We start from the raw sequence: 10,474 nt of genomic DNA on the forward strand, positions 1-10,474 counted from the left end.
ACGGCCTCGCCGATGCGGATCGCCTTGGTGGTCGTGTAATGGATGCCCCACTGCTTGACCTCCTTGCCGCTGCGCGGCGCCTTGCAGGTCGAAGCGATCGAGCCGACCTCGACGCAGATCTTGCGGCTGATCCGCTCCATCCACTTCCAGGTCGTGACCTTGGTGACGAAGCTTTCATGGCCGCGCACATCGCACAGGCTGAGCGGGTACATCGGCAGGTCGCCGATGGCAAAGCTGGTCATCTGCGCTTCCGGATAGGCGCGCCCCATGGCGTCGGCATCGACCACAGGTACCCGCATCTGGGCGGCAACCAGCAGGGGCTGCAGGCCGTTGCCGCCACCGATCTCCACACTCATGACGGCGCGGAATTTGCGGCCGAGATACTCTTCCATCATTTCCACGGCACGGGCCGCGGTGGCCGGATCGTTCAGCCGCTCCTGCCCCACCAGCGGCGCGCCCATGTTGGACACCACGGCGACCAGGTCATCGTCCTTCAGGTCCATGGGGTCCATCAGCGAGATGCGATGCCCTTGGGCATACAGCTTTCGCAGATTGAGATAGTTGAGATACGGGCTGCCACCGCCACCGGTGCCCAGAATCCAGGCCCCGATTGCCAGGGGTTCAATCTCGTGTTCGCCGATTTCGCGCATCTGCGCCCCAATCCTTATCCCGACTTTTGCCGAATCCGATGGCCGCCACGCTACGCCGTCCGCTCCCCGCTCGGGTATCAGGATGGATACGTATGAAAGGCTTGTTCCCCCGCAGCCGAGGGGCTTAGATGATCCCATGATTGCGGAGCGAGAAACGGCTGTTTTGCCTACGAATTCATCATTGCGCCGCCGTGTGGCCAGCCTGACCGTGGGGCAGACACCGCGGGCCGATGTGCTGCCCGATATCCTGGCCCATATGCCGGTGCCCATCGAGGTGGAAGAGTTTGGCGCGCTGGACGGCCTGAGCGATGGCGAGATCGCCGCTCTGGCCCCGCAGGCCGACGAATACTGCCTGATCACACGCCTGCGCGACGGCCGCGAGGTACTGGTGTCCAAGCCCCGGGTCGCCGAACGGCTGGAGGCGATCTGCCGCTCGCTCGACAGCCAGCGGTTCGACCTGGTGGTGATCCTGTCGACTGGCCTGTTCCGTGAATTCGAAAGCCCCTGCCCGATGGTGAATGCCCAGCGCGCCATGGAGGCCTCGATCGACGCCATCGCCGCGGCCGGCCAGACCGTCGGCGTGATTTATCCCACTCATCGCCAGATCGCCGAAAATGCCGGCTATTCCGTGCCCGGTCTGTCGCTGCGCTTCAGCTATGCCGAAAGCGGCGTGGCGGACAGCCTGCGCGAAGCCGCCACCGATCTCGATTCCTGCGACCTGATCGTGCTGAATTCGGTCAGTTTCACCGAAACAGACCGCAGCATCATTACCCGCCACACCGGCAAGCAGGTGATCCTGGCCCGGCGCATGGTGGCCGGCGCGATCCGCCTGCTGCTGGACCCCGGCATGCGGGCTGTGCCCCCGGCGGCAGCGGAAGTCGTGCCGGCCCGCAGCGCTGTGGATGACCGTATCGGCAAGCTGACACCGCGCGAGCGGCAGGTGATGTCCCTGGTTACCGAGGGACTGTCCAACAAGGCCATTGCGCGCCAGCTGGATATCAGTCCGCGCACGGTTGAAATCCATCGCGCCAAGGTGATGGAAAAGATGGAAGCCAGCTCCGTTGGCGCCCTGATCAGACTGGTCCTGGCGGCACAGCACGCCGACCACTGACCGGTTCGGCCGAGAGCGAAATTATACCGCAGCGCACAAAAAATGCGCAGCGAGGACAGGGCCCTGAGCCGACCCTGTAAGTGTTCACCCGTATTTGCCCTGTGCCGGCCATCGCATAGCCTTCCTGACTGTAGACGACAGAGTCGCATCTCACAGGAAGGCCGGCCATGCCGCATGCCCCGCGTATCGCTTTCGTCACCATCGGCCAGTCGCCGCGCATCGACCTGACACCGGAAATCCTCGAACGGCTCCGCGGCCAAATCGAAGCGGTGGAATTCGGCGCGCTGGATGACCTGAGCCCCACTGAGGTGGCCGCCATGGCGCCGAAAGCCGGCGAAGACAGCCTGTGCACCCGCATGCGCGACGGCAGCGAAGTGGTGATCGGCAAGACCCAGACCCGTGATCGTCTGCAAAAGCTGTTCGACCGGCTGGATACCGAAGGCTTCGATGCCATCACTCTGCTCTGCACCGGATATTTCGACCATCTGAGCAGCAAGACGTTACTGATCGAAGCACAGCGCGTGGTCGATGCCACCGTCGATGCCTTCTCGCTTGGCTGTCAGAATCTCGGCGTCATCCTGCCGCTGGAACGCCAGATCGCAGAGTTCCACGTCCAATCCGACGAAACCCGCAAGGTGAAGGCTACGCATTACTCGCCCTATGGCGACGACCGGTTGGAAGTGGCCGCCAAAGACGTCGCCGACTGCGATCTCGTCGTCTTGCACTGCATGGGCTATTCGGAAGCCATGCGCGCCAAGACTGCCGCCCTTACCAACAAGCCGGTCCTGCTTGCACGCCGCATCGTTGCCGGCGCGGTACAGCAGATCATCTGATAATTCTGGAAACATAGAACGGGGAGTTAATCATGAAGAAAATCGTCATGCTCGGCCTTGCCGCAGCACTTCTGTCCACAGCCGCATTGCCGGCTGCCGCCTTTGAACGCGTCGGCGATCGCAAGGTGATCGTGTTCGGCGGCCGCCAGCAGGTGCCCGTGATCGACCCGCATGTGCGCTACGACTGGTCGATCCGCATGATGCAGCAGTCGCTCTATGACGCGATGGCCAAATACAACGGCAATCCGGCCAAGATTGAACCCTGGCTGGCGCAGAAGTGGGAATCGAGCCCTGATGCCAAGACCTGGACCTTCCATCTGGTGAAGAATGCCAAGTTCCACAATGGCGATCCGGTGGATGCCGAAGCGGTGCGCTATTCCTTTGAGCGCGGCCTGAAGCTCAACAAGGGCGTGGCCTGGATGCTGAAGGATGTGCTCGATCCGTCGGGCATCGAGGTGGTGGACGCCCATACCGTCCGCTTCAACCTGAAATCCTCCTATGCGCCGTTCATCAGCTGGATTCCGTGGTGGTATATCGTCAACCCCAAGCAGGTGAAGGCCAATGAGGTGGACGGCGATTACGGCCAGAAGTGGCTGACCGAGAATGCGGCCGGCAGCGGCCCGTTCAAGACCAAGCGCTGGGAGCAGAATGTGCTGTACGAGCTGGTCGCCGCGGATGATTACTGGAAGGGTTGGCCGCAGGGCGAGAAGAACCGCCCGGCCGGCATCATCTACAAGATCATCCGCGAACCGGCCGCCCAGAAGGCCGCCCTGCAGCGTGGCGAAGCCGATATCGTCGAAGGCCTGACGCCCGACGATTACGACCAGATCAAGAGCACCAAGGGCATCGTGGTGCAGAGCCATGCCGGCATGACCACCTTCGGCATCAAGTTCAACACCCAGACCGGCCCGACCAAGGATATCAACCTGCGCAAGGCGATTGCCTATGCGGTGGACTACGACAGCTTCGTCAAAGTCTATAACGGCGCCGCGATCCTTGAGACCAGCCCCTTCCCGCAGGGCATGCAGGGCCATGTCGATGTGCCCGAGCGCCCGAAACAGGATCTGGCTAAGGCCAAGGAATATCTGGCCAAGTCGGCCTATCCCAATGGCGGTATCGAACTCGACTACTACCATGTCGCCGGCCTGGAAGAGGCGCGCCGCATCGGCTTGGTGCTGCTCGACAACCTGTCGAAGCTGAACATCAAGGTGAATGTGACGCCGGAACAGTGGCCCAACATGGTCGCCAAGGGCTCGAAGCCCGATACGGCACCCAACATGACCAGCGTTTACGTGACGCCGATCTCGACTGACCCGGATGCGGTGGCCTATCAGTATCACCGCAATGCCTGGGGCCAGTATTTCGCCATGAGCCACTATGACAACGCGGATGTGAACGCGCTGATCGACAAGGCGCGCACGCTGGGCAAGTGGGAAGAGCGCGCCCCGCTCTATGCCGAAATCCAGAAGAAGATCGTGGCCGACCAGCCGGAAGTCTTCGGCATGATCCAGAACCGCCGCTGGGCCCATCGCGACTACCTGAAGGGCTTTGCCTTCAGCCCGGTCCGGTTCACCGGTGAAGTCGATCTGTATCCGCTGTGGATCGACGCGAAGTAAGCAGAGTATCGTAAGGGCGGCCGGCTGCAGGGTCGGCCGCCCAGAACGGAAAGCGCCCCATGGTTCTCTTTGTCGGCAAACGGCTGGTGCTGTTCGGCTTCATGCTGCTCGGCCTGCTGACAATCATGTTCCTGATCACCAATGTGGCGCCTGGCGATCCGGCCAAGCTGATGGCCGGCCAGAATGCCACCCAGGACATGGTCGAAACGATCCGCCGCGAATACGGCCTGGATAAATCGCTGCCCGAGCAGTATGCGGTCTATATCGGCGGCGTGCTGCGCGGCGATCTCGGCCGCTCGATCGTCTCCACCAAGCCGGTGGTCGAGGAACTGTTGCGCTATTTCCCCGCCACCTTCGAGCTGGTGCTGGTGGCGATGGGGCTGGGCATCCTGATCGGCGTGCCGTTTGGCATGCTGTCGGCAGTCTATCGCGACAGCTGGATCGATCATGCCACCCGCATCTTCTCGGTTTCCGGCGTGGCGCTGCCGGCCTTCTGGTTCGGCCTGCTGCTGCAGCTGTATTTCGCCGTGCATCTGGAATGGCTGCCGGTCTCGGGCCGGCTGGAGCTGATCACGCCGCCGCCGGAACCGCTCACCCGGCTCTATCTGATCGACAGCCTGCTGCGCGGCGAGTTCGACACCTTCCGCGAAGCCTTCCAGCACATCATCCTGCCCGCCCTGGTGCTGTCTTTCCCCTGCCTGGCCTCGATCCTGCGCGTCAATCGTGCCGAGATGCTGGAAGTGCTGCAGTCGGACTACATCGTGGCCGCGCGCGCCAACGGCATTCCCGCCTTCCGCATCATCACCGTCTATGCGCTGAAAAATGCCATGCTGCCGACACTGGCGATCATCGGCCTGCGTTTCGGCTGGATGCTGGGCAGCACCGTGCTGGTGGAAACCGTGTTCGACTGGCCCGGGATCGGGCTCTATGCGGTGCAGTCGGCGCTGTATTCCGATTTCAAGCCGGTGCTGGGCGTCACCCTGCTGATCGGCTTCTGCTTCATCTTCATCAACTTCCTGATCGACCTGGCCTATGGCTGGCTCGATCCGCGCCTGCGGACCCAGTGATGGCAACCGATACCACCTCTGCGGCCCCGACCGGCTGGCGCGCCCGCCATGCCGGCACCATCCGGCAGTGGCGGCTCTATGCCCATCTGTTCCGGCGCAGCTTTTCCTCCATGCTCGGCCTGTTCCTGGTCGTGCTGTTCCTGGTGCTGGCCGCTGCCGGACCCGCACTCGCACCCTATCCGGAAGACACCATGGGCGCGGTGCATCTGGACAACCGCCTGAAGCCGCCGTCGCTGGCGCATCCCTTCGGCACCGACGAGATGGGCAACGACATTCTCAGCCGGGTGATCGTCGGCACCCGCACCTCGCTGTGGATCGGCCTGATCATCACCGGCGTGGCAGCCCTGATCGGCGTGCCGCTCGGCATCTTCGCCGGCTATATGGGCGGCCGCATCCGCGAGGTGATCATGCGGATCACCGATGTGTTCCTCTCCGTGCCCGGCCTGGCACTGGCGCTGGCGATCGTCGCGTCATTGGGTCCCGGCATCACCAACTGCGTGATCGCGCTGTCGCTGGTCTGGTGGCCGGGCTATGTGCGGCTGATCGACAGCAAGACGCTGGCCCTGAAAGAAGAGCTGTATATCGAAGCCGCCCGCGCCATCGGTGCCCGCACGCCGCGCATCCTGTTCCACCATATCCTGCCCAACTGCGTGTCGCCGCTGATCGTCAAGGCCAGCATGGACATGGGCATGGCGATCCTCTCGGCCGCCAGCCTCGGCTTTATCGGTCTGGGCGCCAAGCCGCCGAGCCCGGAATGGGGCGCCATGATCAGCGTGGCGCGCAGCTACATGCCGGACTGGTGGTGGTATGCGCTGTTCCCCGGCCTGGCGATCTATCTGACCGTGCTGGGCTTCAACCTGTTCGGCGACGGCCTGCGCGATATTCTCGATCCGAAAAGCCGCGGCCGATGAACGCGCTGCTGGATATTCGCGACTACCGCCTGGATTTCGATACCTTCGACGGCGCCTACAAGGTGCTGGACGGCATCGACCTCAGCCTGGCCGAAGGCGAGACGCTGGGCATTGTCGGCGAGACCGGCTGTGGCAAGTCGGTGCTGGCGAAAAGCATCATGGGCCTGCTGCCATCGCCGCCGGCACGCGTGCTGTCGGGCAGCATCATGTTTGAAGAGCATGACCTGCTGAAGGCCACGGCCGCCGACTGGCGCGCCATCCGTGGCCAGCGCATCGCCATGATCTTCCAGGACCCGATGACCTTCCTCAACCCGGTGCTGACCATCGGCCAGCAGGTCTGCGACGTGATCGCCGCCCAGCAGGGCAGCAAGCCGAAAGCCGCACGCCTGGACCGCGCCGGCATCCGCGCCCATGCCACCCGCATGCTGGAACTGGTGCGCCTGCCCGATGCCGCCGAGCTGCTGAACCGCTATCCGCACCAGCTGTCGGGCGGCATGCGCCAGCGCGTGCTGATCGCCATGGCGCTGAGCGGTTCGCCGCGCCTGCTGATCGCCGACGAGCCGACGACAGCACTGGATGTCACCATCCAGGCCCAGGTGCTGGCGCTGATCGACGACCTGGTGCAGCGCCTGAAACTGGCCGTCATCATGATCAGCCATGACCTGGGCGCCGTGGCCGCAGTCTGCCGCCGCATCGCCGTGATGTATGCCGGCACCGTGGTGGAGGATGCGCCGACCGCCGAACTGCTGGCCCAGCCGCGCCATCCCTATACCAGGGGACTGCTGGCCGCCCTGCCCGATATCGACGGCGACCAGGCCACCCTGGTCGGCATCGCGGGCAGCATCCCCAACCTGCTCACCCCGCCGCAGGGCTGCCGCTTTCATCCGCGCTGCCCGCTGGCGGACGGACGCTGCCGCAGCGAAAAGCCGCTGCTGCGCCGGCTGAGCGAGACCCATCGCGTGGCCTGCCATCATGCCTGAAGCGCTGCTGAGACTGGAAAACCTGACCAAGCATTACACCGTCAAGCGCGGCTCGTTTGCCACCGCGACGGTGAAGGCGGTGGATGGCGTCAGCCTGCATGTGATGCCGGGCGAGGCGCTCGGCATCGTCGGCGAGTCGGGCTCGGGCAAATCGACCGTGGCCAAGGTGCTGCTGCGCCTGACCGATCCCACGGCGGGCCGCATCCTGTTCGACGGCCAGGACATCACAGCCCTTGATGGCGATACGCTGCGCGCCCTGCGGCGCGACATGCAGATCGTGTTTCAGAATCCGCATTCGGCGCTGAACGGCCGCCACACCATTTTCGATGCCATCGCCGAACCGCTGGTGGTGCAGGACGGCCTGCGCGGCCAGCCGCTGATCGACCGCGTGTCGACCCTGATGGATCTGGTCAGCCTGCCGCGCAGCTTCATCTACCGCTATCCGCATGAACTCTCGGGCGGCCAGAAGCAGCGCGTGTGCATCGCGCGCGCCGTGGCGCTGAAACCCCGGCTGCTGGTGCTGGACGAGCCGACCTCGGCGCTGGATGTTTCGGTGCAGGCGCAGATCCTGAGCTTCCTGAAGGAGCTGCAGCAGGAGCTGAAGCTCACCTACCTGTTCATCTCGCATAACCTGGCGGTGGTGCGGTATCTGTGCGACCGCGTGGCGGTGATGTATCTCGGCGCCGTGCTGGAGCAGGGTCCGGTGGCCGCGGTGTTCGACCGGCCGCAGCATCCCTATACCCAGGCCCTGGTGGCGGCGATTCCCAAACCCGGCGTGCCGGCCGGCCACAGCCTGCTGGGCGGCGACATCCCGACCGCGAGCCGCATGCCGCCCGGCTGCCGCTTCCACACGCGCTGCCCCGAGGCGATGCTGCCGCGCTGCGCCACCGACAGCCCGGTGCTGGCGCCGCTGGCAGCCGGGCATGACTGCGCCTGCTTTGCCCGCGGCCCGGCGGCCTGACAGCGCCGGAAGCCCGGCCAAGTCATTGAAAAGATGGTGCACCCGACAAGATTCGAACTTGTGACCTCTGCCTTCGGAGGGCAGCGCTCTATCCAGCTGAGCTACGGGTGCCGGCGGCGGACCGGCAAAACCCCGCCAGTCGCGAACGGGCCGGACCATACCCGAGCAGGCCCCCCATAAGCAAGGCGGTCCGGCGGGCCAGGCGGCCTCCGGGCCATTGCATAGTCGCCGGGGTTCGATCTGCTCCATTCTGGTCCGTTGAGGTTCGTTGAGGTTCGTTGAGGTTCGTTGGGGTTCGTTGGGGTTCGTTGAGGTTCGTTGGGGATCGTTGGGGATCGTTGGGGTTCGTTGGGGTTCGTTGGGGTTCGTTCGCCGTCTCCCTGTCCATCCCGCAGGATCATGCAGCTTGCGCGCGAGCCGCCTCACCGGCTGCGCGGCGGCCGCACCGGCGCGCGGATCAGCAGGGGCGCGCCGCTCATATCCACCGGCTGCACTTCATCCCGCAGATTGCCACCGAGCAGATTGCGCAGCAGGGCGAAACTCAGCTCATAGGCATGTTCAGGCCAGTCGGAATGGATCGGGCCGAGACGACCGCCATAGAGCGAGCAGCGGACCGGACAGCCCCAGCCGCCCTGCGGATCGGGCTCGGGCGGCTGCACCTCGGCAGTGAAGTCGGCAAGCGCGCCCTTGTGCAGCGCACGGCCATGAAACCGCGCCGGCACGAAACAGGGAATGCCGAAGTCGTCCGTCACTGGCGCGGCGATATCCGCCTTGCGGCCTGCGGCATCGCGGATCTCGAAACCGAGCCCTTCCATGTTGAACCGCAGCCACAGCACGGCCTTGGAATAGGCCCATTCGGGATAGCGCGAGCGGAACTGACCGCCGCCGCCGATCAGCGGGCAATCGAAACTGCAGATATAATGGTCGGTGTCATCGGCGACCGGCGCACTGACATGGCCGGTCAGCGGCAGCGTGACGCCATCGGTGTAGCGGGCGACGAGGGAAAAGGTAAAGGATTTCACTCAATGTCCTCAAACAGCTCGGTCATCACGCCTGCAGGATTAGCGAGGAAATTCCGTGTGATCTGCACATGCTCGGTAGCCGCTGGTGCAATTGGCCGAATCGCGCCGCCATCGAGCGAAAGCAGTGCCGCATCCGGCAGATTCATCAGGATTGGCGAATGGGTGGCGATGATCGCCTGCACCTGACCGCTCACCTGCCATGCGCGCAGGATGCGAAGAAACGCCAGCTGGCGCTGCGGCGACAAGGCCACTTCCGGCTCGTCGAGGATATAGATGGCACGCTGACGGGCATGCAGGCGGTCTTCAAATGCCTGCAGAAAGGCCTCGCCATGGCTGCGGCGATGCATGCCGGGGGACGCATAGCCGGATTCGACATGCGCCGTATCGATATAGCTCTGGAAATTGAAAAAACTTTCAGCGCGAAAGAAGAAGCCGCGGCTGACCTTGGGTAGCCAGGACAAGCGCAGGGCCCTGGTCAGCGCATTGCCGGCTTCCGCCGAACCCGTCAGGTGATCCTGACTGCCGCCTTGCGCGGAGAAACCCGCCGCCTGGGCAATGGCTTCGATCAGAGTCGATTTGCCCGAACCATTCTCGCCGACGAGAATCGTAATCGCGCTATCAAATGTCAGCTCGAAATCTTCTGTAAGATATTGAACCGTATCAAACGGGAATACTGCTCGATCCGTTTTTGACGGATCGAGCGTAATGCGCTTAAGGAACGGTGCTGACAGCATCAAAAACCCATCGAAATTAAACTCGGGTGGTCAACGGCCCAAGAGGCCTGTTTACCAAGCAGTTGCTGTATCGACTCATCGCAGACCCGTGACATATCGCTGACAACTGTCTTGTTGCCAATCGATCACATATAAATCGATCTCGACCGAGCAGTGAGTCGCAATTCAGCAATGCCGTATTGGGATTGTCGTCATTCGCCGGTGGCCGATCATCGTTCGCTGGCGCGTTGGGCGCATCTTCCAATGCTTCATTCAGTGCTTTCTCCGTCGGGCCACCCGGCCGCACCAGCGCATCGACCTTGAGGCCATTATCGCGCTGGAACTGCTTGATCCCGGCAAAGAGATCGCGATCCACCCACGCGCCAGGCTCGGCGCCATCGAGCGGTTGGTAATAGCCCAGTGTCATCAGCGCCTTCTTGGTGTCGAGGATATCCGCCGGTTCGACCACATGATCGGGGCTGAGGGGCGCGCGCAGGCTTAGGCCGGTGTTGAAAAGCGTCTGGTGCATGCAGTTCACTCCGTTGCACATCGTGAGTCTCCATTTGCCGGACCTGCGGATGCAGGCCGCCAGTCGCGCTGGCGCGATGCC

The 10,474-nt window shown here is 63.6% G+C and carries 11 protein-coding genes and 1 tRNA gene; 7 read left to right on the forward strand and 5 right to left on the reverse strand.

Going from position 1 to position 10,474, the window contains the following annotated elements; translation table 11 throughout:
- A partial coding sequence (locus AAG799_RS20365) for a DUF917 family protein (protein ID WP_341898743.1) occupies positions 1-650 on the reverse strand: 650 nt, incomplete at its 3' end.
- Between the two features lie 181 nt (positions 651-831).
- Between AAG799_RS20365 and AAG799_RS20370 the strand changes: the two genes are divergently transcribed.
- The 7 genes from AAG799_RS20370 to AAG799_RS20400 all read left to right on the forward strand — a co-directional run bounded on the left by AAG799_RS20370 (position 832) and on the right by AAG799_RS20400 (position 8,129).
- Positions 832-1,761: an AroM family protein gene (locus AAG799_RS20370; protein ID WP_341898744.1), complete on the forward strand. Its 930-nt coding sequence runs from the start codon at positions 832-834 to the stop codon at positions 1,759-1,761.
- A gap of 167 nt (positions 1,762-1,928) precedes the next feature.
- Positions 1,929-2,594, forward strand: a complete 666-nt coding sequence (locus AAG799_RS20375; protein ID WP_341898745.1) for an AroM family protein — start codon at positions 1,929-1,931, stop codon at positions 2,592-2,594.
- A 32-nt stretch (positions 2,595-2,626) separates the two neighbouring features.
- Positions 2,627-4,210, forward strand: coding sequence for an ABC transporter substrate-binding protein (locus tag AAG799_RS20380; RefSeq protein ID WP_341898747.1), 1,584 nt, complete (start codon positions 2,627-2,629; stop codon positions 4,208-4,210).
- A 59-nt stretch (positions 4,211-4,269) separates the two neighbouring features.
- Positions 4,270-5,277 (forward strand): ABC transporter permease, encoded by a 1,008-nt coding sequence (locus tag AAG799_RS20385; RefSeq protein ID WP_341898748.1) that lies wholly within the window; start codon positions 4,270-4,272, stop codon positions 5,275-5,277.
- Entirely contained in the window at positions 5,277-6,188 is a 912-nt protein-coding gene (locus AAG799_RS20390) for an ABC transporter permease (RefSeq protein WP_341898750.1), read from the forward strand. The genes AAG799_RS20385 and AAG799_RS20390 overlap by 1 nt, the downstream gene beginning before the upstream one ends.
- Positions 6,185-7,168 (forward strand): ABC transporter ATP-binding protein, encoded by a 984-nt coding sequence (locus tag AAG799_RS20395; protein WP_341898751.1) that lies wholly within the window; start codon positions 6,185-6,187, stop codon positions 7,166-7,168. Before AAG799_RS20390 ends, AAG799_RS20395 begins: the two co-directional genes overlap by 4 nt.
- Positions 7,161-8,129 (forward strand): ABC transporter ATP-binding protein, encoded by a 969-nt coding sequence (locus tag AAG799_RS20400; protein ID WP_341898752.1) that lies wholly within the window; start codon positions 7,161-7,163, stop codon positions 8,127-8,129. Before AAG799_RS20395 ends, AAG799_RS20400 begins: the two co-directional genes overlap by 8 nt.
- 34 nt (positions 8,130-8,163) lie before the next feature.
- Here the strand turns inward: AAG799_RS20400 and AAG799_RS20405 are convergent.
- The 4 genes from AAG799_RS20405 to AAG799_RS20420 all read right to left on the reverse strand — a co-directional run.
- Positions 8,164-8,240, reverse strand: a tRNA-Arg gene (locus AAG799_RS20405).
- Between the two features lie 311 nt (positions 8,241-8,551).
- Positions 8,552-9,151: a hypothetical protein gene (locus AAG799_RS20410; protein WP_341898754.1), complete on the reverse strand. Its 600-nt coding sequence runs from the start codon at positions 9,149-9,151 to the stop codon at positions 8,552-8,554.
- On the reverse strand, positions 9,148-9,885 hold the full coding sequence (locus AAG799_RS20415) for an AAA family ATPase (protein WP_341898755.1): 738 nt from the start codon (positions 9,883-9,885) through the stop codon (positions 9,148-9,150). Before AAG799_RS20415 ends, AAG799_RS20410 begins: the two co-directional genes overlap by 4 nt.
- 16 nt (positions 9,886-9,901) lie before the next feature.
- The coding region (locus AAG799_RS20420) for a peptidoglycan-binding domain-containing protein (protein WP_341898756.1) at positions 9,902-10,474 on the reverse strand (573 nt) is incomplete at its 5' end.

Origin of the sequence: Ferrovibrio terrae, from assembly GCF_943371255.1 — a bacterium.
GTDB lineage: Bacteria > Pseudomonadota > Alphaproteobacteria > Ferrovibrionales > Ferrovibrionaceae > Ferrovibrio > Ferrovibrio terrae_B.